Source organism: Clostridium sp. AM49-4BH, from assembly GCF_003478335.1.
GTDB lineage: Bacteria > Bacillota > Clostridia > Lachnospirales > Lachnospiraceae > Butyribacter.
The window spans coordinates 18,522-45,518 of record NZ_QUFB01000007.1 but is presented as its reverse complement, the minus strand read 5'-3'; the positions used below and the strand labels follow the sequence as shown (position 1 = coordinate 45,518).

The window sequence follows — 26,997 nt, the reverse complement described above, 5'->3', positions numbered from 1 at the left end:
TAAATTTTTTATTCAAATTCGATTTCTTCTTCTGCCTTAGCATATACATCCAGCTGATTTTCAATGTCAAGTCTACTAACCAACCAGCCTCGTGCAAGACACAATTTCACAAAATCATCAATACGATTTACGCCATTCATCTCTTTTAACGTTACAACCACACCAAATTGAAGTGGATCTTTTCTTTTCCGCAAGCGTTCTTTCGTATTAATTTTAAGTCCCCACAAACCAGTGTCATAAGCTTTTCGAGGAATTCTTTTATCTTTTATTTCCTCACTAATATGCTTAACATTATCCCATTTACGATACATTTTTCTTGCATCTTCTTCGTATAATGTAATTAATTGATCTTCAGATTGATGGTTATCATCAATAGCTTTTATTGTTGTCGATCCTCTTTTTGTAACAACCCTGCCAAAATGAATATCCATTTCTGTACTCGTATAGTCAACACCTTGATTACGATCACAATATGGGAAATATACCAATGTTGCTCTTGCATAAAATGGATGTGCGTTATCTACGATAGGTACAGGCAGATTATATGTATACGTTTCATATTCCTCCGATGCACCTGTCATAATAAAACGTATTTCATCATTAGATGTCTTTACAATATCATTAATGTGCTTTGGCACAATGCCATATCCTATTCTATGAGAAACATCATCTTTTCGATTCCATCCTGCTGCTGCATCAATCAATAATGCTTTGGCTACCTCTCGACTAAGTCCCATGATATAAATTAAATAAGCTAATTTACGTGAAATCCAGGGTGCTGCAAATGAAGTTCCAGTTACATATGCTGCCCCCATATCATCCCTGCACACAACCATTTTATCAGTATATACCGTTCCGTCACCACCATAATAACTAATGTCTGGTTTATGAAAAAATGATAGAACAGGTCCGACTCGGGTATATGAAGCAGAGTTACCCTTAAAGTCTACAGCATTAACCACCATAGAATTAAGCGAATCTGCAGGCGAACCAATTCGCATATTCTTTTTTGTAACTCCTCCCGGTACATTTGTTCCTGCCACCACAAAAATAACATCATATTCACTTTGTATGCGATCCAATTCAGCAGCTTCCGGTGAAATAAAGTTTGGTTTAATTTCAAGTCTAGAGCCTAATGACAAATTCCAAACTTTAATATCTCTATTGGATGCAACAATATTTCTAATCATCTTTAAAACCGTAAAAGAACTGAATCCACTATATGTTGCCACCCCAAAATGTCTTACTCGAAATCTTCCACAACCATCTTCAAGCTCTGGATTTCCATGTGGGCCATCTACTATAATATAACTTACACCTGTTCCATGCTCGTAATCTTTCTTTGACAAAGGAATATTAGGATCCAGTAGATTTGTATATTCAACCCATTCATGAAAATATACTTTTTCGTTAAACTGAGTATCAATAACACCTATGACCGGCTCATTTGTTGGATGCGGAATCATTAATCCAAAATCATCTTGCACATCCTCATAAACATCTAACATATCATCCTTCGAAATCTCAGAAAAATCCGTAACCCCCATAGCTATCAGATATGAAGCATTATTATATAACAATTTGACTTCATCCGGATTCAGCCTTAATGTTGTTCCATCAAGGATACGCTCATCGACTATATTAATTCCAAACTTTGAAAGAAGCCTTTTCGTATCAACCCCTGTTTGATAAATAGTAATAATTGCTTCTTCCGTTATTTCCTCCGTCGCTCTATCAATATCGAATTTTTCAACATAAAATCCATCAACCACAGTTCTTAAAAAATTAGTTTTAGGTACTTCGGCAAAATTATATTTCGACTTTTTGCCTAATTCTTCTATAATTTCACTATTAACAGAACCTCTATACTGTTTTTCAATAATTGATGCTGTTTGGTTTAAAACTTCGATTGATTTCTCTATCGCTTCCAATGAAACAAAGTGAGTAAAGACATGTTTTTGTACTTCTTCTCCAACATCATTCGGTTCCCAAACAAATTTAGCGCCTCGAATAGAATCAGTTGGTGTTTTTCCCTTTTCTGCCAAAAGAATTTTTAAACGATTACTTTTTGCAACTATATGCTTATAATGCACACTTACCAAAGCACCATTAATATCTGTATTTTTCGTCCAATACGCAAGAATTCTTTCCAACTGTTTTGCCAATTCATACAGATGCGATGCTGAAACACTTTTTCCTTTTGGAAGTTTCGGTGATCCAGGCCTAGAAGCATTTGGTCTTTGCTCAAATCTTCCTTTAAGCTGTAAAATATTATTCATCGCTTACACCTTCTTTCAAATCACGAGCCACACTGCTTTTGGATCGTCCAACTAATATTTCCATCTCTCTCACTGTAAATTTTTGACTTTGCAATTTTTTCAAGTCTTTTGGTTTTTCATTGCATACTGCATAGTATAATCTTCTAAAATAATCCATATCATCATTAGGATCACTAAAGGCAACCGCCGTCTTTATCATGTTCTTAAGCTCGCCAGGATATGGTAGTTGTGGCATCAATTTCATAATTTTTCTAAACAATCGAATATCCCTATTTGCAAGCTTCAGCTTATCAAGATATTTATCTAGCATTTTTTCAGCAACAGAAAGAATATCTTCCTGTGAATAACGATTAAAATCAATAACAGAATCAAATCTTCGTATCAACGCTTTATCAAAATGTTGATAAAGATTTGTCGTTGCAACCAAAACAACATTTTCATTCATTCTATCAAACTCTTTTAACAGCGCTGATGTTGCTCGCCCCATCTCTCTTAAATCATTTTGATTCGTGCGATCCAATGCCAACGCATCAATCTCATCAAACAACACTATTACTTTGAGAGGTTGAACAAATTGATTTATTTCTTTAAATAACATCGACAAATTTTTCTGCGTCTGCCCAAGTTTGCTATCTACCACAGCAGAAAAATCCACCATAAAAATCTCTCTATTTAAAATACGTGCTAATTGTTTTACCGCTTCCGTTTTTCCAGTTCCAGGAGCGCCCTGAAAAAGAAACTTATTGATTCCGATATGATGTTCAATTGCATTTACTACCCCTATTAAATCATTTGTAATTTCATCAGGAAGTAATAACATATCAGTATTAGCTTCAATTTTTTCAAAAAAAGAAGAAACATTTTCTAATCCCTGCGGCACAAACGTATTCACATCGGATAATAACGACATGATGTACTCAGCAAGTTGATAGTCTCCCGATATATCAAATTCCTTCGCTATTTCATATGCTTCATTGCGAAATCCCGCATCATTTTTTTCCGTATAATACTTAATTAGATTTATAACATTTTTCTTTTTCACGGTACGCACCCCTTTTTATTTATTATATTTTTTATATCACATTGGGACACTTTTGTCAATATTGGGACACTTTTGTTAATATCTTGGACTGTATCTTTGAAAAATATGTGCGAACCAACGCTCAAGCAGACAGCTCTTACGCCGCCTTATTATAATCTAAAATAAAGATTTTACTAGCAATATGCTCTAATTTCTCTAAAATCTCATCTATTTTTTCCAGCACAGAAGCTTTATAATAAACTTCACCACATTGACCACATTTATAACATGGAACGTTTTCAATAATCACATAACAATTGCTAGGTTTTACGAAATAAGGATTCGTAGCTTCTTGCATTTCTTCCATTTTACAACTTAAACATTTCATTTTTGCCCCCTATTTTATTTTTTTGCAATTTTCTCTGTCAATCACGCATCTTACATATAATATAGGTTCTTATCCTCGTTCTGCCCCAACACCCAAACTTCTCACATACTGTTCTACCGCTGCATCCCATGCAAACTCAATACGTTTATCCATGGTGAATTCCGCATGCGTAATACCGGTGACGAATACCAATTCCTGCTTTTCATAGCGAAATTGCAGTTGCAACATCGGTTTTTCCTGCAAATACAGGTCATAAACGCCACTGTTTTCCAACAATTTTTCTGCAAATTCTGCACTGGCTTTCAAAGAAATGCGCATCATCGTTGGCGTTCGATCCCCTTTTATATAAGTAAATATCGTTGGTTTGCACTCTTTCCATCGAACCCGGTCATCTGCAGGCGCTTCATCGTACCAATTCGGATTACGCCCTCCCTGCATGGTCAATTTGGCAAAGGTGAGCACTTCTGCCTGCTCCAAATAACATTCATCAAAGGCATCGCGGATCAATAAGTGCGCCATAGCTTTTTGTATTTCAGAAATTTTCAATAAAATCATAAAATCCTGCTTTCTGTGCATACTAATTGCACGACAAATTTTCTGCTGTTTGGATGCAGAGAGTTTGTCTTCCTATAGATTACAGCCGCGTGCACTTGCGCTGTCAGCATCGGCTGCCTACTTCAGACAGCGCAGATAAGGAGGCACGATCATGAAAAAAGATGCAAAAACCATGAAAGAAGTTGCAGAACATTGTACGCAGTATTGCCCTTGCGAAACAGGCAAATGCGGATGCTCTAACTCCACTGCAGAGAGCGTATCTTGCGCTAACTGCACGCATTACACAGAGCCAAATGTCTGTGATCTTGATCTTTACTCAGAAATCATGAAAAATCACGATTTCTAATTGTATTTCTGATCTGCGTCTGCAGACACTCCCTCATGCGGATGCAGGGGCGCGGTTCTTCGCTCCTGTGTCTGCTTTTTTTTGCTTACAAAGAGCTTTTCTCCGCTCTTGTGTCTGCTTTTTTGCTTATAAAGAGCTTTTCTCCGCTCTTGTGTCTGCTATTTTGCTTGCGACGGCTACCGGTCGCATATATCTGCTAGCGGCTGACAAATACAACAATAGAACGCGGTGGAACTATGGTTGCACGCTGCTTGCCCAGTTTTGTATTCTTGCTTCTCTTGGTCTGCTTAACGGCAGTCTGCGGCAACACGTGAAATGTTTCATCAAATGTCTCGATGGCAGCATGCCATTCTTTGCCTGCCGGCAGCGTTGGCAGATCAAAGGACTTTGTCTCCCAATACATATTAAAAATGATGTATATAGAATCATCGGAAGTTCCATCCGGTTTCTGCGCATAATCGCCGGCTAACAGCACACCCAATATGCGGCTGTAATTGGAAAAGTCCGGACGCCACGTTTGCACTCCATGCGCCGATATGCCGGGCAGACCACAGGATAACGTATCCTGCATACATAATGCTTTCGCTTGATGAAGCACCGGATGCTCTGTACGAAATGCGATCAACTGTTTCACATAGTTGCGGATCTGCTCCCCTGTCTTGGTTGGTTTCCAATTGAGCCAAGTTACCGCATCATCGTGACAATACGGATTGTTATTGCCTTCCTGACTATTGCCAAATTCATCGCCTGCAAGGATCATCGGCGTTCCCTGACTAAATAACAGCATCAAAAATGCGTTGCGGATCTGACGTTTCCGTTGCTCCAGTACAGCCTTTTTGCGGGTTTTTCCTTCCACGCCACAGTTCCAGCTATAATTGTACTCCGTTCCGTCGGCATTTCGTTCTCCGTTTGATTCGTTATGTTTGATATCATAGGACACCAGGTCCATCATCGTAAATCCGTTTACATGAGTCATAAAGTTGATAACGCCCACTTTATCCGGATGGCGGTAAAATCTTTTATAAAACGCTTCTGCCTGTCCCTCATCACTTTTTAAGAAACGTCGGGCATCGTTCATAAAGCCTTCGTTATATTCTGCCAGACAGTTATCCGCCTGATGAATACCGGCGCCGGATAGCATTTCTTCATCCCAATAAGAAGAAAACAGCTTGACACCGGATAAAATCGGATCTGATGCTAATGTAAGCGATGGCATGACTTCTGTGTTGACCCGAAAACCATCCACATGGTAGTTTAATACCCAATGCCGCAAACAATCTGTCATTAAGTTGAGATTGGTGCCGGGTGCAAAATAGAAGTCCAAAATAACTTCCATTCCGTTGCGATGAAGCTTTTTGATCGTTTCTTTGAATTCTTCATCTGCATTTTCTCCGCTGCTATAGGCTGCTTTTGGTGCAAAATAATACGTATCACTTACACCGTATCCCCAATAATTTACTTTATCACCCTGCTTTTCTTCAAAATCATATACCGGAAGCAAGAGTACGCCATTGATCCCAAGATCTTTCATATATGGTATCTTGTCCTGCAGACCTGCGAAAGTGCCCAGCTTGCTCACGCCGGAGGAGGCATGTTTTGTAAATCCTCTTACATGTAATTGATATAAAACCAGCTCATGAAAGGGCTTGCGCAGAATGTAATCTCCTTCCCAGTCAAATTCTTTCAAACAGATACGACCTCTGACGGGCATTTTATCTGTACGATTCCAACGGTCACGACCGGATATTCCTGCCGCATAGGGATCCACAATATCTTCCCCGTCTGCTTCGTATACGTATTCGTACTTATCGGATAATTCTTCGGCTATATCAAAGGCACTTGTCGTATTTTTGGAACGCAGGTGTACGAAATATACGCTTCCCATGCGATATTCATCCGTAAGCGGTATCCGATACTGCTCTGTCTGATGTCCTTTACGAAATAGCTTTAGGTAACATTCTCTCTTGTCCGGCAAATATATGGCGAATTGAACACCATCTGCCACCTTTGTCACGCCAAGCGGCAGTGCATTGCCCGGCTGTATTGTAAATTGATTTTTTGTCATACTGTTACTCCAATCATTTTTGACCCTATGGTCTAGTCACTATTTCTATTTTACTACATTTTTAACATTGGTGTAAAGGTAATATGCAAGATGTGTACTTCATCGATCAAATTCAACTATTTGCAAGAATGCCATAAAACTTTCCATCTGTAAAAACTTTTTCAAAATGAAAAGTTATGTGCTTTTTAAAAAGGTATTTGCTTTTTGAAAAAGTTTTTATAAAAAAGGGCTTGCTTTTTGGAAAATATTATTATATAATAGCTGAGTGCTTGAGCGAAATATTTACATGAAACATTGTAAATGGCATGCTTTGAGGCATATGATGGGCTATCGCCAAATGGTAAGGCACTGGACTCTGACTCCAGCATTTCAAGGTTCGAATCCTTGTAGCCCAGTTTTTTATTTTTAAACCTTAGATAGTTATCTAGGGTTTTATTTTTTTGTTACGTCTCTGATGAATACATGCCCGAAGAGATGTCTGAGATGTCCCGGTTTAATCACAAGCTACATAGATTTTGAATATATAACTCTTTAGAAGTGGTTTTTTTTAATAAATGCCATGTTTATTATGACGAATGATATAAAATATTGAAACAACCGAGAAAATGTATTATAGTAAAACTCATATAAGCAACATTTGATGATACAGCAGGGATAGGGGGAGATATTATTAAAGATACAATCATTAAAGAATACATAGGAAACCCGGAGATTTTTGCGGATGTCTTTAATTTTTTTCTTTATGATGGAGAACAAAAGATAAAGCCGGAGAATCTCACAGAGAAGGATGTTACGGAATTGGTTACATTGCCGGTGGCAATAAAAGGACAGGAATTGTCAAGAGAAGTGGAAGTTAGCATAAAAAGATCTCAAATGCATAAACATTCCAAGCGTAAAACGGATGGCAGTCATTCAGCGCAGAAACACCGCGATCTGTTGAAATTTGCAGCAATGATGCAGGACTCTTATGCAAACTATGTGATATTAGGGGTTGAGAATCAGATGGAGGTGCATTATGCAATGCCGGTGCGTAACATGGTATATGATGCGCTGCAGTATGATAAACAGGTTGCTATGATTGCAGCAGATAATCGAAGAAATAAGAGGTTTTCCAGTGGAACTATGCGAAATAACGGAGAGTTTTTGTCGGGATTTTTAAGGACAGATAAGATACTGCCTGTTATTACTTTGACATTATATTTCGGGACAGAACCATGGGATGGACCGCTTTCGCTGAGGGAAATGTACAGCATTAATGACAGTAAATTACTTGACTTTGTTCCTGACTACAGAGTACAATTAATTCAACCAATGACGCTATCAGAAGATGATTTTGAGAAGTTTCACACAAGTTTGCGTGAGGTACTGCAGACGATAAAATATTCTGTGGACGCTCAGAAGCTGACAGAATATATAACGCAAAATGAACGGATGCATCGTCTTGATCTGTCAGCAGCTAATGTGATCAATACGGTTGCAGGGATAGGATTGGAATTTAGACAAGACAGGGGGAAAGTGGATATGTGCAAAGCAATTGAGGATCTTAAAGCAGAGAGCCGAGAGGAAGGCCGTGCGGAGGGTCGTGAAGAAGGTCATACAAAAGGCCGTGAGGAAACTATAGAGCAGACGGTAGCCATGTTGAGGAATATGAAGATACCGAAAGAAACGATATTATCAGAATTGCAGAAGACTTTTTCAATTAGCGAAGAGGAAGCCAACAGAATATATAACACCAAATGAACAGATGATAGATAGCCCGGTCATTTGGCGTTGGAAGGCTAGCTCGCTGAATATTCTAAAAAAAAGACTTGCTTTTTCGTTTCCAGTGTTATATAATAAACAAGTGCTTGAGCAAAAGGCTTACACAAAACATTGTAAGTTGTATACTTCAAGACATATGATGGGCTATCGCCAAATGGTAAGGCACTGGACTCTGACTCCAGCATTTCAAGGTTCGAATCCTTGTAGCCCAGTTTTTCTTTTTTTAACCTTAGAGATGTATTTCTAAGGTTTATTTTTTGCAGGAATAAACTATTAACCATCTATTCCGTAACCTAAGCAGTATTTATTCAAACAAAACGCCCCATGGAATCCTACATAAGCGTGGAACTCCATGGGGCACACTAATTTCTTATATTTATACAATCTGGTTTATAGCTTCTGCTGTATATTAATCCTCTTCTTCTGCCTGTACTGACAAGATCTGACGTTTTCTTGCCATCTCATCATTTTCCAGATATTCATCGTATGTTGAAATCTTGTCGATCAATCCACCCGGTGTGATTTCCATAATACGATTTGCAATTGTCTGAATAAACTGATGATCCTGAGATGTAAAGAGAATTACTCCCGGGAATTTGATCAATCCATTATTCAATGCGGTGATCGATTCCATATCCAAATGCGCTGTCGGCTCATCAATGATCAAAACATTGGATGCCAAGATCATCATTTTAGACAGCATAACGCGAACACGCTCTCCACCGGATAATACGTTAACCTTTTTGACACCATCTTCGCCCGGGAATAACATACGTCCGAGGAAACCACGTACATAGGTTGGATCCTTTTCCGGTGAAAATGGCATTAACCAGTCAACGATCGTCTCGTCCCCGGAGAACAACTCAGTATTGTCTTTTGGGAAATAAGACTGGCTTGTCGTAACACCCCACTTATAACTTCCCTCGTCCGGTTCCAACTCTCCTGCTAAGATCTGGAACAACGTAGTTGTGGCGATCGTGTTGCTTCCTACAAAAGCAACCTTATCTTCGCGGTTGATGATGAAAGAAATGTCATCTAAAACTTTAACACCATCAATAGTCTTAGACAAATGTTCTACGGTAAGTACTTCATTACCAATCTCTCGTTCCGGACGGAAATCAATATATGGATATTTTCTGCTGGATGGCTTCATGTCATCAAGCTCGATCTTTTCCAATGCCTTTTTACGAGAAGTTGCCTGCTTGGATTTGGAAGCGTTCGCACTGAATCGCTGAATAAATTCCTGCAGCTCTTTGATCTTCTCTTCTTTCTTTTTGTTGGCTTCTTTCATCTGCTTGATCATCAACTGACTTGACTCATACCAAAAGTCATAGTTACCGGCATATAGCTGTATTTTCGCATAATCAATGTCGGCAATATGTGTGCAGACTTTATTTAAGAAATATCGGTCATGGGATACCACGATAACCGTATTGTCAAAATCGATCAGGAAGTCTTCCAACCAACGGATCGCATCTAAGTCCAAGTGGTTGGTCGGCTCATCCAGCAATAAGATATCCGGGTTACCAAATAACGCCTGCGCAAGCAGGATCTTTACCTTGTCGCTGGCTGCGATCTCACTCATCTTTTTATAATGAAGTTCCGGTGCGATTCCAAGACCATTTAGCAAAGTCGCAGCATCTGATTCTGCTTCCCATCCGTCCATTTCCGCAAATTCTGCTTCTAATTCACTGGCACGGATACCATCTTCTTCTGTGAAATCTTCTTTTGCATAAATCGCATCTTTTTCTTTCATGATGTCGTATAAGCGTTCGTTACCCATTATAACAGTATCAAGTGCAACAAACTCATCATACTGGAAATGATCCTGCTTCAAGAAAGAAAGTCGCTGACCAGGAGTAATAATGATGTCTCCTTTACTTGGTTCGATCTCTCCGGTAAGTATTTTTAAAAATGTAGATTTGCCGGCACCATTTGCACCGATCAATCCATAACAATTTCCTTCTGTAAATTTAATATTTACATCCTCAAACAGGGCTTTCTTGCCCAGACGCAATGTCACGTTACTTGCCTGTATCATAATTATCTCTTTCCTTTCTCAGTTCACATACTCTTAATATGCAACGCTACTATTTTACAGGAACTATGTAAATTTGCAAGCCTTTTTCGGGAATTTAAGCCTTTTTCAGCCATTTGTACCGATCCTTAGCGATCCAACAGCCCTCGGATCTGTTTAATGATCCGCAATATAAGCTCGACTCTCTTAAATGGTGTGATCAGATAAAAACCATCCACATATGGGGCAATTTCCTGTGCAACCTGAGCAGATATCTGCTCTGCCAGTTCCTCTCCCTGTGCCCGATCTTTGTCCTGATACATTTCTATAATACGCGGATCGACATCAATTCCTGCCATTTCACTATTCATAAAGCAGGCATTCCGATAGCTGACTACCGGCATAATCCCGCCTAAGATCTTAACATCTAATTCCTCTCTGGCACGCTTGAGGTTATTTAATGCTCTTTCCGTAAGTACCGGCTGCGTAAATAATACATCGATTCCCTGGCTGATCTTACGCTTAGCATGGATGATCTGACTGTCAAAATTAACTGCATTTACATTTAATGCTCCACTGATCATAAACGGATTGTTCTGAAAAATCTGCTCATTCAGGGTACGGATATGATTTGCAAGCACCGCTGAATTATAGCTAAACATTGTTTTTACCAAGCCTCGCTCTGCTGCCGGCACCGGATCTCCGGTCACGGTAAGTACGTTGTTAACACCCTCCACATTTAATCCCAGCAACAATGCCTTCGTTGCATTAATATTACGATCACGACAGGTCATATGCGGAATTGCTGTCAGACCAAGTTCGCGCATGACTTTGCATGCCAATATACTACTGTCAATGCGTGCCTTTGCCACCGGGCAGTCGGCAATATCAATGGCATCAACGCCTGCCTGCTGGTACTTGGCTGCTCCTTCCATGAAGAAATCGATCTCCGGCGTTACAGGAGGATCCAGTTCTACGACCAAAACCTTCTCGCCACATGCCAATTTTGCTGCAAAGGTATTGCGCAGATTGTCCTTTCCGGCATAGTTTTTCACTTCCTGTCCATCATTTGCAACAGAGATTGATTGTTCCGTTTGCCGGTTCTCCACAACAGAGTGGACGGACCGTCCCGAACCATCCGCACTATATGTTTTTCTTCCGGGGAGCGGCGACTGCTGTAACGTCTTAGCTATTTCCGAGATAAAGCTTGGATCGGTACCGCAACAGCCTCCTATGATAGACGCCCCCTGCTTTGCGATCTGGTACATCTCTTTTGCATAATAATAATGATGTGCCTCGTAATACGTTCTATTATCCAGTACGGCAGGATAACCGGCATTTGGCATGATCGAGATATATTTTGTATTCTTTTCTCTTGACAATTTATACATGAGATCCAGCAAATGCTTAGGACCGGAAATACAATTAAAGCCAAGTGCATCGATCGACGATACATTCATCATCTTTTGATATAAACTACGCCCATAGCATCCACTTCGGGTTAGGCCCTCCGGTGATACTGCAAATGAAACAATAATAAATGCTTCCGGCTGCTTCTGCTTAATATACTCGGTAATTTCATCCAATCCTTCTATGTTGTCTAATGTCTCAAACAAAAAATGACGCACACCCTGCTCCAAAAAGCAGTCCACCGGAAGGCGATAACGTTCTGCCGCATCATTCTCATCACCGATCAAAACAGGACCAATATCACCAAATAATATCTGCTCTCCTGCAGATTCCTCGATTGCCTCCCGTGCAATCTGCGTGCCGGCTGCTATAACCTTTCCAACCTCTTCTGCCGTAAAATGATCTCCTGCATTTGTCGCAAATGTGTTTGTTTTGATCGCCACTGCTCCGGCATCAATATACTCTTTGTGTATCTGTTTAATACGCTCCGGATAGCGAAGATTCCATTTTTCGCAGGATTCCCCACCAAATTGTATATATTTATCTGCAAGGTAAGTTCCCATTGCACCGTCAAACAGCAATGGCTGCTTACTTAGATAGTCTCGAATATTTCCCTGGTAAAGCATTATTTTCCTCCATATGCGCTATGTTATATGTGTTCTCTGATTTTCTGAATAACAAAAAAGATCACAAACGCACATAAATTAACTAATACAACGCTTGCTCCTGCCGGCGTTGAAAATTGATAGGATACGATCATTCCGATGCAAAAACAGATTACGGCCAAAATACCGGAAGAAATCACCACACTCTTAAAACTTTTCCATATACGCATAGATGTGAGTGCCGGAAAAATAACCAAACTCGATATCAACATGGCTCCCATCATCTGCATTCCAAGAACGATCGTCACTGCCGTCAAAATTGCGATCATTGTATTGTAAAATGATACCTTTACCCCCGTTGCTCTGGCAAAGCTTTCGTCAAAAGTGACCGTAAAGATACTGTGATAACAAAAGATAAATAACAACAATACGATCACAGACAAACCAACGCTTAAATATACATCTGCGGATGTCATCGCCAAAATGCTGCCAAACATGTAACTGCACACATCCGTAGTCATTCCTGTCGTAAGGCTTGTTACCGATACACCGATCGCTAACGCCGAAGCTGACATGGCAGCGATGGCTGCATCCGACTTCATTAGTCCATTCTCTGTCATACGCAACAGGAAAAAGGCCGCTACGATCACTACCGGTATTGAAAGTGCAAGCGGTGCGATGCCACATGCGATCGCAATTGACAATGCCCCGTAAGACACATGGGATAATCCATCCCCGATCATGGAATATTGTTTTAATACTAAGCTTACCCCTAACAGGGCGGCACATAGCGATACCAATATTCCGACAATAAATGCTCTCACTATAAATGGATAGGAAAACATCTGCATTAACATTTCCATGTATGATTCCTCCTATATTTACCGCATTGTATGCCATACCCCGGCATACTCTGTCTCTAAATACTTCGCAACGTTGCCATAAAAATAGTCTCCTTCACGAATATGCAAAATATAATCTGCACACTCGACCGCCTTGTGTACATCGTGTGTCACCATAATGATGGCAACGCCTTCTTGGTGAAGTTTGTCAAGATTTGCATACAATGACGCTGCCGCAGCCATATCAAGACCGGTAACCGGCTCATCTAATACTAACAGTCTCTCCGTTGCGCACAGCGCACGGGCTAACAGTACTCTCTGCTGCTGTCCACCGGAAAGTTCCCCATAACATTTTCCCTTTAGATCGGTAATTTCCAAACGTTCCAGGTTACGAAGTGCTTCTTTCTTTTGTGTGCGCCGATACCAAGGCTTGCCATGCATCTGATTTTGGAAACCGGACAGCACAACTTCCATCACGCTGGCCGGAAAGTGCTTCTGTGCCTGTGTCTGCTGTGGCAGATAACCGATTGCTCCGCCGTGAAGAGAAGGTGCCAACTCCACTTTGCCACTGACCGGCTTCAACAAACCAAGTAAAGTTCGGATCAATGTGCTTTTACCGGATCCGTTCTCACCAACAACGCATATATATTCTCCACGATGTACGCTGAAGTCCAAATGTTCTATAATTGCTCGATTCTCATAACCAAGTCCTGCATCTACACAGGAAACCAAGCAATCTTCTTTTTTTTGCTCCATAGTTTACCTCTTTTCTAATCTAAGTCGCAATATCATTAAAGGTTATTATATCATACATCAATTAGCCTTTTTATTAAACTCGCAAATTCGCAACGCAAGGGAGCTTGTTCACTTGCGCAGAATTTGTGAACGACAAAATCATAAAGCGCAATGCGCGACAGATGCGAAGCATCTGGATTTTGGAGTCATTATATCACAAATTCGCAACGCAAGATATCTTGACATTTCCTACATTCCTCGGTAGAATATTGCTTGTTATACTATAATGATCCTTAGCGATTTTGTCAAAGCCCTTAAGGATACATTTTATCATTAAGCTGCACGGTTACTTTGCAGCCCCATTAATTAGGATTGGAGTTGATTTTTTTTGGATTCAAGCGACGCCCGGCAGATAGTTATTTTACTTATTCTGCTCGCACTCTCTGCTTTCTTTTCATCTGCAGAGACTTGCTTAACAACAGTAAACAAAATGCGTATCAAATCATTGGCAGACGACAAAAACAAGAATGCCTCTCTGGTACTCAAACTGATCGAAGAAAAGACGCAAATGCTTAGTGCCATATTAATAGGTAATAACATTGTGAACTTATCTGCTTCTTCTCTGACAACAACCTTCGCAATGAAACTTGCAAAAAGTTCAGGTATGAGTGACAGTGTAAGCGCGATCACCGGTATTGCAACAGGAATTATTACTATTTTGGTCTTAATATTTGGAGAAATCATTCCAAAGTCTCTCGCAACAATGAATGCGGAACGTTTATCTCTGATCTATGCCAAACCGATTTATGGACTAACGAACATACTTCGGCCGATTTCTTTTTTAATGAATCAATTGAGCAACGGACTAATGCATCTGCTCCATGTAAAGTCGAATCACTCTCCTGCGATTACAGAGGGCGAGCTTCGTACGATCTTGGATGTCAGCCACGAGGAGGGTGTTATTGAAAGCGAAGAGCGTCAGATGATCACAAATGTGGTTGATTTCGGTGATTCGATGGCTAAGGACGTCATGGTTCCTAAAATGGATGTTGGATTCGTCAGTGCGGATATTTCTTATCAGGAATTGTTCGAGGTATATAAGGAACTTCGCCATACAAGAATGCCTGTATATAGTGAAAGCCGTGATAATGTGATCGGTATCATTAATGTTAAAGACCTGTTCTTCTATGAAGATGCCCGCGATAAATTTGATGTTACAACTATTATGCGTGAACCTTATTTCACCTACGAATATAAGAAAATTTCCGAACTCTTTTTTGAGATGAAGAAAGAGTCTATTCCAATGGCTGTTGTGTTAGATGAATACGGAGCAACTGCCGGCATTTTAACACTGGAAGATCTCATAGAAGAAATTGTAGGTGAGATCCGTGATGAATATGACACAAACGAAGAGGATGAGATCACCAAGATTGATGACGAAAATTTCATCTTACTTGGTATCGCAAAATTAGATGATATTAATGATGAGCTTGGCATTGATCTGGAATCAGAGGATTATGACTCGATTGCCGGACATATCATTAATCTGTTGGATCATTTTCCGAAAGCCGGGGAAACTGTACAGGATGAATACGCTGAATACCGGGTACTCGAGGCAACCAACAATCGTATTGATAAAGTAAAAGTTCATCTACTTCCTCAGAAAGATACGACAGCAGATTTGGATGAGGAAGAAGGGGTCTAACGCACCTACATCATTCGGTGCGCAAGCCCCTTTTCGATCACGTCACTGCGAGGATCAGACACACACCGCTCAAAGTGGCAGTCTTGAATCAATCCCGCTGTTGCGCCATACATCCAGACTGCTGCACCGCGAGTGTCACGACACCCGACAAACTTACAGCGTATCACTTTACCACCCTGCATATATAATGCTCCACCTTGACAGTAACTAAACGTGCTGTCAAGGATCTCGGAGGCATATGCGTTATAAACCGCTCTCCCACCTTTCGTATTGGCAAAAAAGCACTGTGCGATCTTTACTCTTGTTCCTGTCGCCCGGAGTATTCCCACCCGGTTACGTCCATCAAACAAACAATGCTGCAATACCGCAGAAGCAGCATGATCCAAACGGATCAGATCACCTTGTTCACATTGTCCACAGATCATTTTTACATTATGCATCTCAAGACTTCCATAGCAGACTATTGGCTGATTCATATATATAACGCTATCGCTTATCGTAAGTTTTGCTCCCGCTGCTACCTCTAATGAACAATCAAGTATCGCTGTACATTGTGAAATTTTACGTTCCTTCTGTACTCGAATTCCTTTTTTATCAATGCATCCGCCTACCCGCCAATGTCTTACAAATGGCATATCTTTCGGCACACACTCATGATAAGTACAATGTGTTACATCGATATCACAGGACAAGTAAATCGCTGCACCACGCTCTGCTTCACACTGTTCAAATACATTATCACAGACCACACCCTGCCCTCCTCGAAGCATTAATGCTCCACCGGATTCTGCAGAATAACAGTCGCGAAAATGACAGCGGATCACATGGATGCGCTCTCCCCAAAAACGAATTGCAGCTCCTTTGGTTGTACGCACGATCATGCTGTCTGCCACCGATACCACTCCATCTTCCGCTCGAAGAAACATTCCATAATAGGCACAATCAATCACACTGTTCTCAATCAAAACACGACTTCCGCACTGATGCACATTAATTCCGGCACGATGAGAATTACTAGTACGTACAAGCCGGCTATTACTGATATGCAATTCTCCACCTCGCAGTGCTATATTGCCAGCCATGGATACAACGGCCTGATCGATCAGCAACGTCATTCCTTCATACAAAACAATGTCCGTCGGAAGAATATAATTTCCCGTGATCCGAATCCGTTTGTACTGTTGCAGCTGCGCCTGCAGCTTTGTACCATCCATCGCATCTCCCAGAGGGCTCATCTCTTTATTATATTGCTCAAAACGGGTTAATACATCTTGAATCATTGACACCCCTCCTTATAATTCTGAAAAAATGCTTCCTGTACATTTTGATCGGAAATTACTTCGCATCCCGATATAGTCTGTTCACATCTGTAATTTTGAAAATATACTGCTGCACCCAGATATTTTGCATGGCATTCCACAAACTGGCACTGTCGGATCCGTACACTACCGAAGGTTTCTGAGTAAATTGCCCCTCCATAGTGTCTCGTACCGTTGACGAATCGACAATTGTGTATATACACTTTCGCCGGATCTTCGAATACCAACAGTCCTTCTAAGCCATTCTGCAGTCCGGTATTCTGAAACTCTGCATACTCTCCGGAAAAATGCACCAGTGGCACCCGAGCACTTCGGCATAGCCTGCTGTCTTTAACGAGCAAACTCCCCTTTTGCTGATAGATAGCACCACACAGCGACTGACAGTCTAATACTGTCGCTGTCAACATGATTGAAGATCCGGCAGTCATTGTTATGAAATATTTCTGTGAACAGTTCTCAACGCATACCTCACAATTTTGAAAATGTACTCTTCCACCTTGAACACGTATTGCTCCATCCATAGTAATCTCTGCTTCTTCACACCAAAGCGTTGCACCGGTTTCCACCAAAATATCCCCATCTATGATCTGCTTTCCATGAAGATAAATCGTCTCTCCTGTATGTACCGTAAACCCTTTCCGTGTCTGTTTCCACAAAAAATCCGGATAGATATAACGCAATACTGCAAAAGGCATACAGCCTCCAAGCTGTTCATATCGTTCGTACTGCTCGGCTGCTAAGGTTTGATCCTGTTTCGCCGCAGCCTCCCCAAAAGCACATATAAATTCACGTTCTCTCTTGCTGATCTGAAACATAATAACGTACTGATCAAAAATTGCCTGACAGTAATCCACAGACCAAACCGCCATAAGACACATCTTGTATATATCCAACAAGAAGCAGCACTGGTCTACACGGTCACATACCGTTTGGCGCACCAGCTCCAAATGTCGTTCCAGATCATTATTAATATCCGTAATGATCTGTGCGTATTGATCCTGATCCGGCAGTAATTGCCGCAGCAACCGTTCATAATATGGCTGTAACTCCATAATCGCACGCATATTGCCCATCGCCAGCACACCTAGCCCAAAACAATACCGGTATCGATATGCAGCACTTCGTTCCCGCATCGGGTGTGACACCAATGATCCTTTATTTTCTTTCCTTTCCATGGTTTCCTCCTCCCCGAAATCGCATTAGTTCTATATTATTTATCGAACAAAATCCGTCATTTGCCCATGTGCTGCAACAAAAAAGTCATCAATTCTGTATCATTTATCATCGCGAGAGTCCTGACAACTTTCTATGCGCTGATGAAGCAATTCTACAGCCCGATCAACTTGTCTCATAAAAAAAGCATTCTCCTTATTCTGTTTTTCATCAATATTACGATTCAAAAATTGCAGTACTCTACCATACGTAACCGCCTCTTCTAACTCTAAATTATAAGGGATCACGCCAATATTTTGTCTTGGGATATGAAAACGATAACATATTCTACGCAAATTCCAAGTATGATTAGGCTGATATTTACCAATCAAAAAGAACGCTTTATTGCGTATTATTGGATGATTTTCAAAAAATTCCGTCAACATCTTTGTATCCTGTCGTAGATTGACTACTATTAAGTCTGCATCGGAAAGTATACTGGTTGTACTAAGATTTCTGTTGGATTCAGTATCCACAAATAATAGATCTGCTGCCTCTTCCAGACATTGAAACAAAGTCTCTCTGACTAATTCAAATTCATAATTGAATACATCTCGATTTACAATGAAACTCTGTGGCAAATAGAATAAATTCTGAAACAATAAAGGAATCGCTGTGTGCTGTATCATATTCGCATCATTCTTTCCGGAATACAGTTCTTTCAAAAGATGTTCCAACCCGTATTTGTTATAATATTGACCCTGCTCACGCAAACATTCGATCCTCTCTGACGGGAGCATCAGGTCACCGATATTTCTAAGACTGTAATGATTCTCTAGGAGCATGCATTTCTTTTCACTATGAACTGCTGTCATAGCTGCCATACACGCAAGATTCGTCGTGACACACGCCCCCTCTCTCGTATGGCTCCAAAATGCAATCTTCAATTGAACTCCAAACCTCCTTCCCTATTATGAGCGACCTGCCAGACAACGTAAGTTGCTTCCGGGCTGGTCAAAATACTAATTCTTTGTCGTTCAACTTGGGAGTAAGGTTACTATATCTGTTTTACCCGAAAACGTAAAGACTTTTTTTCTGTTTTTTTCACTTTCCATACATTGCACAAAATAAAAACAAAAATTTGTTAATAAATTCAAAAAACACCCGGTTCTTTCGGGTGTTTTTGTCAATATGCCACTTTCATTCTGTATCACCATTTGGCAGAGCTTGTGCAATGGTGTGATCCGACCATCCAACATACATTTGATGAACACGCTGCCCCATTTGTTTGCCGTGTGCCGAAAAGCGATAAACCCAATGGATCGCATCTAAGATGTCCTGTTCCCCAAGAGATCCTCGACGGGCAAACCGGCTGCAGCATATGACACGCAGCAGCAACAATTCACCCAGCACCTGATGAATACGTTCCGTGTTCATCTCTTGTGGATACTCCAAATACCGGGATAAAATCCGATAGCGCATATAATTGTCATAATACTGCTTCCACCATTGCCCCGTATTTGCCACAAATCGACGTATCAAATCACAAGCCGCTTCGTCATTTTCCCGTTCATAAAAATCAAAACTATCCTCTAAATATCGGCATTCCGGAAATGCCAGTATAATGTCCAAACATTCCATAGACACATTTACAAACGAATCAAAATCCGGATCCTCGTGTGGATATGCCGCACTTAACAATTGTAGGGCACTTTTTCCCTCTTTCCATACAGAAAGATCTTCTAAACAGATCCTCTCTCCCTGCAGAGTGATCCACTCTACCGAATCATGTAGCAGATATCTGCTTACTGCAGGGCAGGAAGCAGCAAGCGAGATCCATACATCGCCATTAATTGCTGCTGTTAAACGTGGAAATTTACGACAGGTATTGCATAACATCTCCTCAGAGGTATTCCGTTGTATCCTGCACAATCCATCCTCGTCTAGCATCGCGCAGCGACCTCCTGCAAGATTTTCAAAGCAATAAACGCCCTCTTTTTTATGGATATGTGAGAGTATGTCCTCTCGGAGCCATTCCGGCTCTATCTTCTGAAACCGCTCATACGCCTCCGGATCCACGACAATTTTCCAGCCGGCGCAGCAAGTTGCCTCACAACGATCTGCTAAGCAGGAAAATTCCCGATAATACTTAAGTACTACGCCATCCATTAGAATGTCAACTCTGACTTATCATGCAACAGCTTAGCACCTTTGGCGATCAGTACGACACCGGCGGCAATCGCACCAACGATCAACAAAATGCCTAATACAATATTACTAGCCCCAACAGATTTCATTGTTTTATATACTTTTTCGACCATACATGACCTCCATGTTTACAATAATCACTCAATTAGTGTACACCGTACTCCGCATAGTATGCGTCAATAGCAGCCTTCAAGTTATCATCGATCAATACTCTGCCCTGGCACTCTTTGTTGTAAAGACATTCCACAACGTCCTCCATTGTAACGATCGCATTTGCACCAAAGCCATATTTCTGCTGAATCTCATCCAGTGCGCTGGCATTCGAAGTGAGTCCGCGCTCCATTCGGTTTAACGATACCATCAGACCAATAATCTCAACATCGCCCTGTGCTTTAATGATCGGGAATGTTTCCTCAATGGATTTACCGGAAGTGGTCACATCTTCAATAATAACCACTTTATCACCATCTTTGATCTTGCTTCCCAATAAAATACCGGTATCACCGTGGTCCTTCACCTCTTTGCGGTTTGAGCAGTAACGGATTTCTTTGCCATATAACTCGCTGAATGCTATAGTTGTTGCCACACTAAGGGGAATTCCCTTATAGGCCGGTCCAAACAACACATCGAAGTCATCCCCGTAATGCTCATGAATTGCCTTCGCATAATACTCTCCCAGCTTTTTAAGCTGCGCACCGGTACATAAGCTCCCGCATTCATAAAAAACGGAGATTTACGACCACTTTTTAATGTAAATTCCCCAAATTTCAATACATCGCTTGCAACCATAAACTCAATAAATTCTTTCTTGTATGCTTCCATCTTAACGATAATCCTCCTTTTCATAAGCGTTTCGCCATATTGCTGTATAACTGTTTTTAGATTCTACACCATTTGAACACCAAAATCAGCTTCTTTATACTACTTTACGCATCCTATCAGCTCATTAATGTCTTTCACGCCGTTTTGCTGCATAAACTGTTCTATTCCTTCTATCACCTGCACAGTTGTCGCCGGTTCATTGAAATTGGCGGTACCGACTGCCACCATTGTAGCTCCCGCCATAATAAACTCTAACGCATCTTCTGCTGTTCGGATTCCTCCCATTCCAAGTACCGGAATAGTCACAGCATGGGCTGCCTGATAGACCATGCGAACCGCAACCGGCTTCACTGCCGGGCCGGACATTCCTCCTGTCTTATTGGCAAGTGCAAAGGTTCGACGATTAATATCAATCTTCATCCCGGTCAACGTATTGATCAAAGAGATTGCATCTGCTCCGCCTGCTTCCGCTGCCTTTGCCATCTCTGTAATGTCTGTTACGTTTGGACTTAATTTCATGATCACAGGCTGTTTTGCCACTGCCTTAATCTGTGCAGTGATCTTCTCAACCTGCTTCGGATCCTGACCAAATGCAATGCCTCCCGCTTTGACATTCGGGCAGGAAATGTTAATTTCTAACAGTGCAACATCTTCCTCTGCCAAACGTCTGACAACATCAATATATTCGTCTGGTGTCTTACCACACACATTGACAATGATATTGGTATCATACTGCTTCAAATACGGAATATCACGCTCAATAAATACGTCTATCCCCGGATTTTGCAAACCGATCGCATTCAACATACCACCATAAGTCTCGCACACTCTCGGTGTTGGATTGCCAGGCCAAGGTACATTTGCCACACCTTTCGTTGTCACAGCTCCCAAGCGGTTCAGATCCACATATTCTCCGTACTCTGCACCAGAACCAAAGGTACCGGATGCCGTCGTAACGGGATTTTTCATTGATACTCCCGCAAAATTTACTGCCAGATTCATCCTTTTCCTCCTATATCTCTACGGTCTGCGCATCAAATACCGGACCGTCCTTGCAAATTCTTGTATTATTGACGTGACTGTGTGCATCTTTTTCTTTGGTTGTGCATACACAGCCTAAGCAAGCACCGATACCGCACGCCATATGCTCTTCCAAAGAAATCTGAGCTTCGATCCCCTGCTCTGTCGCAAATGCTTTTACACCGCGCAGCATCGGCATAGGCCCACACGCATAGATCACATCTGCTGTAATACCCTCGGCACGGATTGCATCTATGACATTGCCCTTGGTTCCCACGCTGCCATCCTCGGTCGAAACATATACAGATGCATATGGGGTAAAGTCTTCTTTCAAAAATTGCACTGCATCGCGGTATCCTAATACGACCTGCACTTCACCGGACAGGCTCTTCGCTAATGCTAACATTGGCGGGATGCCAATTCCTCCGCCGATCAAAATACTTTTGCCGGAACGAGGTGTAAATCCGTTGCCAAGTGGCCCTACAACTGCGATCGTATCACCTTCCTGCTTACCGGAAAATTCTAACGTACCGGCTCCTGCCACTCGGTATACCAAGCGGATCATGCGCTTAGCCGCGTCAATCTCGCATATACTGATCGGTCTTGGGAGCAGTCTGCTGCCATCATCGCTATACAGCGACAAAAACTGTCCCGGTTTTGCCATCGCTGCAACATTGTATTCTTCGGGAAAAGCAAGCCACAAACTGTATATTCCCGGTGCCAACTCTGACTGGCTCTTCACGGTTGCCAGACATTTCTTTTTCTCTGCCATTGCTATCCTCTTTCTCTAAACGTTCTACTTGATCGCTCCGTTAATATCTGCGATCATGTCAATTACTGCCTGTCTGGAGGCATCTGCATAATTGTTAGCGCCAAACTTACTATATTTGTCCTGCTTGTATGCGGCAATGATACCACGCGAAGAGTTGACGATCGCACCTAAGCCATCGCTGTTAAAGTATGGTTTCAATCCCTCAGCGGTACCGCCCTGCGCACCATAACCCGGTACCAGAATATATGTCTTTGGCATCAGTTTACGAAGTACCTTACCCATTTCCGGATACGTAGCACCAACCACGCAGCCAACATTGCTATAGGTATCTCCCATGCACTGCTCGCCCCATTCTACCACTTTCTTAGCTACCAGTTCATACAACGGCTTGCCATCGATGAGCTGATCCTGAAATTCACCACTGGAAGGGTTGGACGTCTTTACCAATACAAAGATTCCTTTATTTTCCTCTTTGCAGACATCGAGAAATGGATTAACACCATCGCTTCCCAAATACGGATTAACCGTAACAAAATCCTCATCAAAGGCTGCATAGGACTTAGACCCTACTTGCACTTTACCAATATGTCCTACCGCATATGCAGCAGATGTAGACCCGATATCTCCGCGCTTAATATCACCAATAACAACAAGACCTTTCTCCTTACAATAGTCAACTGTTTTCTTAAATGCTGTCAGACCTGGAATACCAAACTGCTCGTACATAGCGATCTGTGGCTTTACTGCAGGGATCAGATCGTGTGTTGCATCTACGATTCCCTTGTTAAACTGCCAAATTGCCTCTGCAGCGCCCTCTAACGTCTCTCCGTACTGTTCAAAAGCTGCCTTGCAAATATGTTCCGGCACGTAACTTAACATTGGATCCAATCCGACAACGATCGGTGCATCCTTTTTGGTGATCTGCTCAATCAATGTATTAATCATACTACTTATCCATTCCTTTCTTCACTATAAACCAATTTTCCATCCACGAAGGTATTTAAGACTTTGCCGTATACTAACTTTCCATCAAACGGTGTGTTCGTACCCTTTGATAAAAACTTGCTGCTGTCAATCGCATATTCCGTATCAATATCTGCAACCACTACGTCTGCTGCCGTTCCCGGTTTCAGCGTTCCCTTGGCAATGCCAGTACCTTTGCCGGATTTGTGCTCATCTTAGCAACTAACTCTGATAAACTTAATATACCACGTTTGACAAGTTCTGTGTAGCCTAATGCAAAGGAAGTCTCTAACCCGACAATACCAAACGGTGCTTTACGCATAGACTGATCTTTTTCTTCTTTACCATGTGGTGCATGATCCGTAGATATCACATCCATGATCCCGCCGGCAAGTCCCTTTTTGAGTGCTTCGACATCCGCTCTGCTGCGAAGTGGCGGATTCATCTTGAAACGGCCATGATCCTCTGTGATCTCATCATCAGACATCGTAAAATGATGCGGGCAAACCTCTCCTGTCACAGGAAGCCCCTGTTGCTTTGCCATTTCAATGAGTAAAACGCTGTCCGCTGTTGAACAATGACACAAATGTAACCGGCAGCCTGTCTCTTTTGCCATCAGAATATCTCTGGCAACGATAACGTCTTCTACTGCGTTCGTAATTCCCGGCAGCCCAAGCTCCTCTGCTTTGGCTCCGGCATTCATAACTCCACCGTCTACTAATGCCTTGTCTTCACAATGCGAAAACATTGGTATTTTGTTCTTAGCAGCTTCCTTAAGTGCATGGCGAAAAACTAACGAATCCATCACCGATTTGCCATCTTCACTAAGCGCCACTGCACCGGCCTCTTTCATACCGGCAATATCTGCTAACTCGTTTCCCTCCTGACCGATCGTTACTGCTCCGATCGGCAAAATGTGAACTGCTGCATCTTTGGCACGTTCTAACAGATCCTTTACTCTATCCGGACTATCGATCACCGGTTTCGTATTTGGCATTGGACAGATTGTGGTTACACCGCCCCTTGCAGCCGCCATGGCGCCGGTCCGTATCGTCTCTTTATATTCAAATCCCGGTTCGCGCAAATGTACGTGCAGATCAATAAATCCCGGCATGACAACATGTCCTTCTGCATTAATTGTCTGATCTGCCTCCTCTATAATCTTCGGCGCGATCTGTGCGATCTTACCATCTTCTATTAAGATGTCTCCGATCTCGTCCATGTTCTGCGCAGGGTCAATAATTCGTCCCCCACATATCAGTGTTTTCATCAATCCTCCTCCTTTTCATAGGCTGTCCTGTATACGTTTTGCATACTCCCATACATACAGAGAGCACCTGCCGGTAATCCGGCAGATGCCATCTCTTAATATACGTCTGCCTGCTGTAAATCCGCAAGCATTCTCTTATTGTTGATCAAATCATCAAACTCTGCCGATGTGATCCATTGCGCATCATGCAGGTCCTCAGAAAGCTGCACAGCGTCTTCTTCCATCTCTGTCAGACAAAGATACGCAATGCCAAGATTACATTCTGAACCAATCATAAAGGTCCAAGTATACAAAATCCGGTCAACAACCGCAATCAACCCTGTCTGCTCCTGAATGATACGCAACACAGCCGCATCCGGTGATTCTCCAAATTCCGTTTCACCATCAACAAATTCCCACTGATACGGATCTATGATATTATCATCATACCATTTCTCCACCGCCAGAAACTTGTCGTCCTTTTGTACAATTCCTTTTACCAAAATACGATATCGGTTCATCCTAATAACCATGCCTTTCTATAATTGATTATTTGGCTGTGATGTATTTCTTAGCAGTCAGTAACTCTGCCGTAAGAACAGCACCACCTGCTGCACCACGCACCGTATTATGTGAAAGACCAACAAACTTGTAATCAAATACAGTATCCTCACGAAGACGACCCATAGATACACCAAATCCATTCTCATAATTAACATCCAATGCTACCTGAGGACGGTTGTCATCCTCAAGATACTGAATAAAATGTTCTGGCGCACTTGGAAGTTTCAGTTCCTGTGGAACACCACTGTACTCTCTCCAAACTTTAATGATCTCTTCCTTGGAAGGCTTCTTGCCCTCTTCGAAAGTAACAAATACGGCTGCTGTATGACCATCTAAAACCGGTACACGGATACACTGTGTCGTGATAACCGGTCCCTCTGCCTTAACGATCTCGCCATTCTCGATGTGACCCCAGATACGAAGTGGCTCCTGCTCACTCTTCTCTTCCTCACCACCGATGAATGGAATGATATTGTGCTCCATCTCCGGCCAATCCTTAAAGTTCTTGCCGGCACCGGAAATTGCCTGGTATGTTGTTGCTACTACTGTCTTTGGCTCATAACCTGCTTTCTTCAAAGCATGGAGAGCCGGTGTATAGCTCTGAATAGAGCAGTTTGGCTTAACAGCAATGAACCTCTGGTTGTACCCAAACGCTTCTTCTGAGACTCGATCACTTCGAGATGCTCCGGATTTAACTCCGGCACTACCATCGGAACATCCGGTGTCCAACGATGTGCACTGTTGTTGGAGACAACCGGTGTCTCTGTCTTAGCATACTCTTCTTCGATCTTCTTGATCTCATCTTTAGTCATGTCAACTGCACTAAATACAAAATCTACGGAAGAAGCTACGTTCTTAACATCGCTAACATCCTGTACGATAATCTTTTTCACTGCTTCCGGCATTGGTGTTGTCATTTTCCAGCGTCCGCCGATAGCTTCCTCATAGGTCTTCCCAGCGCTGCGTGGGCTTGCGGCAATCGTAGTTACCTCAAACCAAGGATGATTTTCCAAAAGTGAAATAAATCTCTGTCCTACCATACCGGTACCGCCAAGGATACCAACTCTTAACTTCTTGTCCATAGTTTTCGATTCCTCCATTGATTATAATGTGTAAATCTGCAGATAAACATCAACTGTGATCTGCCATTTATCATCAGACTTATACATGCCATATTACACTATTCTGCGAAATAAGTC

23 protein-coding genes, 2 tRNA genes and 2 pseudogenes are annotated in these 26,997 nt (G+C 41.9%); 5 read left to right on the top strand and 22 right to left on the bottom strand.

Annotation, left to right across the window (positions count from 1 at the left end; translation table 11 throughout):
- Positions 1–8: 8 nt before the first annotated feature.
- From DW981_RS03520 to DW981_RS03505, 4 genes are all read right to left on the bottom strand, one after another.
- Entirely contained in the window at positions 9–2,279 is a 2,271-nt protein-coding gene (locus DW981_RS03520; protein WP_022026111.1) for a S8 family peptidase, read from the bottom strand.
- A complete protein-coding gene (locus DW981_RS03515) occupies positions 2,272–3,321 on the bottom strand; it encodes an ATP-binding protein (RefSeq protein ID WP_118506795.1) in 1,050 nt (349 codons plus the stop codon). The genes DW981_RS03520 and DW981_RS03515 overlap by 8 nt, the downstream gene beginning before the upstream one ends.
- Positions 3,322–3,457: 136 nt before the next feature.
- Positions 3,458–3,688 carry a type II toxin-antitoxin system MqsA family antitoxin gene (locus tag DW981_RS03510; RefSeq protein ID WP_118506794.1) on the bottom strand — a complete coding sequence of 77 codons (231 nt, stop codon included), beginning with the start codon at positions 3,686–3,688 and terminating at the stop codon, positions 3,458–3,460.
- 69 nt (positions 3,689–3,757) lie between these two features.
- The gene (locus DW981_RS03505) at positions 3,758–4,243 is read right to left on the bottom strand and encodes a DUF5721 family protein (protein WP_118506793.1); all 486 of its coding nucleotides are present in this window, start codon (positions 4,241–4,243) and stop codon (positions 3,758–3,760) included.
- 151 nt (positions 4,244–4,394) lie between these two features.
- Between DW981_RS03505 and DW981_RS03500 the strand changes: the two genes are divergently transcribed.
- On the top strand, positions 4,395–4,589 hold the full coding sequence (locus DW981_RS03500) for a hypothetical protein (RefSeq protein WP_022026115.1): 195 nt from the start codon (positions 4,395–4,397) through the stop codon (positions 4,587–4,589).
- Between the two features lie 196 nt (positions 4,590–4,785).
- On the opposite strand, the gene DW981_RS03495 is transcribed toward DW981_RS03500, so the two are convergent.
- A complete protein-coding gene (locus DW981_RS03495) occupies positions 4,786–6,654 on the bottom strand; it encodes an alpha-amylase family glycosyl hydrolase (RefSeq protein ID WP_118506792.1) in 1,869 nt (622 codons plus the stop codon).
- Between the two features lie 323 nt (positions 6,655–6,977).
- Here DW981_RS03495 and DW981_RS03490 point away from each other — a divergent pair.
- From DW981_RS03490 to DW981_RS03480, 3 genes are all read left to right on the top strand, one after another.
- Positions 6,978–7,049, top strand: a tRNA-Gln gene (locus DW981_RS03490).
- Positions 7,050–7,452: 403 nt separating this feature from the next.
- On the top strand, positions 7,453–8,394 hold the full coding sequence (locus DW981_RS03485; protein WP_118506791.1) for a transposase: 942 nt from the start codon (positions 7,453–7,455) through the stop codon (positions 8,392–8,394).
- A 161-nt stretch (positions 8,395–8,555) separates the two neighbouring features.
- A tRNA-Gln gene (locus DW981_RS03480) sits at positions 8,556–8,627 on the top strand.
- A gap of 197 nt (positions 8,628–8,824) precedes the next feature.
- On the opposite strand, the gene DW981_RS03475 is transcribed toward DW981_RS03480, so the two are convergent.
- The 4 genes from DW981_RS03475 to DW981_RS03460 all read right to left on the bottom strand — a co-directional run bounded on the left by DW981_RS03475 (position 8,825) and on the right by DW981_RS03460 (position 14,045).
- Entirely contained in the window at positions 8,825–10,456 is a 1,632-nt protein-coding gene (locus tag DW981_RS03475; protein WP_022025300.1) for an ATP-binding cassette domain-containing protein, read from the bottom strand.
- 125 nt (positions 10,457–10,581) lie between these two features.
- Positions 10,582–12,468, bottom strand: a complete 1,887-nt coding sequence (locus tag DW981_RS03470) for a bifunctional homocysteine S-methyltransferase/methylenetetrahydrofolate reductase (RefSeq protein WP_118506790.1) — start codon at positions 12,466–12,468, stop codon at positions 10,582–10,584.
- A gap of 23 nt (positions 12,469–12,491) precedes the next feature.
- Positions 12,492–13,310, bottom strand: a complete 819-nt coding sequence (locus DW981_RS03465; protein WP_022025298.1) for a metal ABC transporter permease — start codon at positions 13,308–13,310, stop codon at positions 12,492–12,494.
- 18 nt (positions 13,311–13,328) lie between these two features.
- On the bottom strand, positions 13,329–14,045 hold the full coding sequence (locus DW981_RS03460) for an ATP-binding cassette domain-containing protein (protein ID WP_118506789.1): 717 nt from the start codon (positions 14,043–14,045) through the stop codon (positions 13,329–13,331).
- Between the two features lie 367 nt (positions 14,046–14,412).
- Here DW981_RS03460 and DW981_RS03455 point away from each other — a divergent pair, with 367 nt between their 5' ends.
- On the top strand, positions 14,413–15,729 hold the full coding sequence (locus tag DW981_RS03455; protein ID WP_118506788.1) for a hemolysin family protein: 1,317 nt from the start codon (positions 14,413–14,415) through the stop codon (positions 15,727–15,729).
- Positions 15,730–15,734: 5 nt separating this feature from the next.
- Here DW981_RS03455 and DW981_RS03450 read toward each other — a convergent pair whose 3' ends face one another.
- From DW981_RS03450 to asd, 13 genes and pseudogenes are all read right to left on the bottom strand, one after another.
- Positions 15,735–17,009 (bottom strand): right-handed parallel beta-helix repeat-containing protein, encoded by a 1,275-nt coding sequence (locus tag DW981_RS03450; protein ID WP_118506787.1) that lies wholly within the window; start codon positions 17,007–17,009, stop codon positions 15,735–15,737.
- Positions 17,006–18,223 (bottom strand): hypothetical protein, encoded by a 1,218-nt coding sequence (locus tag DW981_RS03445; protein ID WP_118506786.1) that lies wholly within the window; start codon positions 18,221–18,223, stop codon positions 17,006–17,008. Before DW981_RS03445 ends, DW981_RS03450 begins: the two co-directional genes overlap by 4 nt.
- 99 nt (positions 18,224–18,322) lie before the next feature.
- The gene (locus DW981_RS03440; protein WP_118506785.1) at positions 18,323–19,147 is read right to left on the bottom strand and encodes a hypothetical protein; all 825 of its coding nucleotides are present in this window, start codon (positions 19,145–19,147) and stop codon (positions 18,323–18,325) included.
- 253 nt (positions 19,148–19,400) lie between these two features.
- Positions 19,401–20,369 carry a flagellin lysine-N-methylase gene (gene fliB, locus DW981_RS03435; protein WP_118506784.1) on the bottom strand — a complete coding sequence of 323 codons (969 nt, stop codon included), beginning with the start codon at positions 20,367–20,369 and terminating at the stop codon, positions 19,401–19,403.
- A complete protein-coding gene (locus DW981_RS15005; protein WP_022025291.1) occupies positions 20,369–20,521 on the bottom strand; it encodes a hypothetical protein in 153 nt (50 codons plus the stop codon). The genes fliB and DW981_RS15005 overlap by 1 nt, the downstream gene beginning before the upstream one ends.
- Before the next feature lie 32 nt (positions 20,522–20,553).
- Positions 20,554–21,230 (bottom strand): annotated as a pseudogene (gene pyrE, locus DW981_RS03430) (orotate phosphoribosyltransferase).
- 99 nt (positions 21,231–21,329) lie between these two features.
- Positions 21,330–22,232 (bottom strand): dihydroorotate dehydrogenase, encoded by a 903-nt coding sequence (locus DW981_RS03425; protein WP_118506783.1) that lies wholly within the window; start codon positions 22,230–22,232, stop codon positions 21,330–21,332.
- A gap of 10 nt (positions 22,233–22,242) precedes the next feature.
- The gene (locus DW981_RS03420) at positions 22,243–23,022 is read right to left on the bottom strand and encodes a dihydroorotate dehydrogenase electron transfer subunit (RefSeq protein ID WP_118506782.1); all 780 of its coding nucleotides are present in this window, start codon (positions 23,020–23,022) and stop codon (positions 22,243–22,245) included.
- 24 nt (positions 23,023–23,046) lie between these two features.
- The gene (gene pyrF / locus DW981_RS03415) at positions 23,047–23,967 is read right to left on the bottom strand and encodes an orotidine-5'-phosphate decarboxylase (protein WP_118506781.1); all 921 of its coding nucleotides are present in this window, start codon (positions 23,965–23,967) and stop codon (positions 23,047–23,049) included.
- Positions 23,968–23,972: 5 nt separating this feature from the next.
- Positions 23,973–24,128: a hypothetical protein gene (locus DW981_RS16095; RefSeq protein ID WP_347474497.1), complete on the bottom strand. Its 156-nt coding sequence runs from the start codon at positions 24,126–24,128 to the stop codon at positions 23,973–23,975.
- Positions 24,129–24,151: 23 nt separating this feature from the next.
- Positions 24,152–25,255: a dihydroorotase gene (locus DW981_RS03410; protein WP_347474496.1), complete on the bottom strand. Its 1,104-nt coding sequence runs from the start codon at positions 25,253–25,255 to the stop codon at positions 24,152–24,154.
- A 95-nt stretch (positions 25,256–25,350) separates the two neighbouring features.
- Positions 25,351–25,755 (bottom strand): NUDIX hydrolase, encoded by a 405-nt coding sequence (locus DW981_RS03405; protein ID WP_022025285.1) that lies wholly within the window; start codon positions 25,753–25,755, stop codon positions 25,351–25,353.
- Positions 25,756–25,783: 28 nt separating this feature from the next.
- Positions 25,784–26,880 (bottom strand): annotated as a pseudogene (gene asd, locus DW981_RS03400) (aspartate-semialdehyde dehydrogenase).
- Positions 26,881–26,997: the final 117 nt, after the last annotated feature.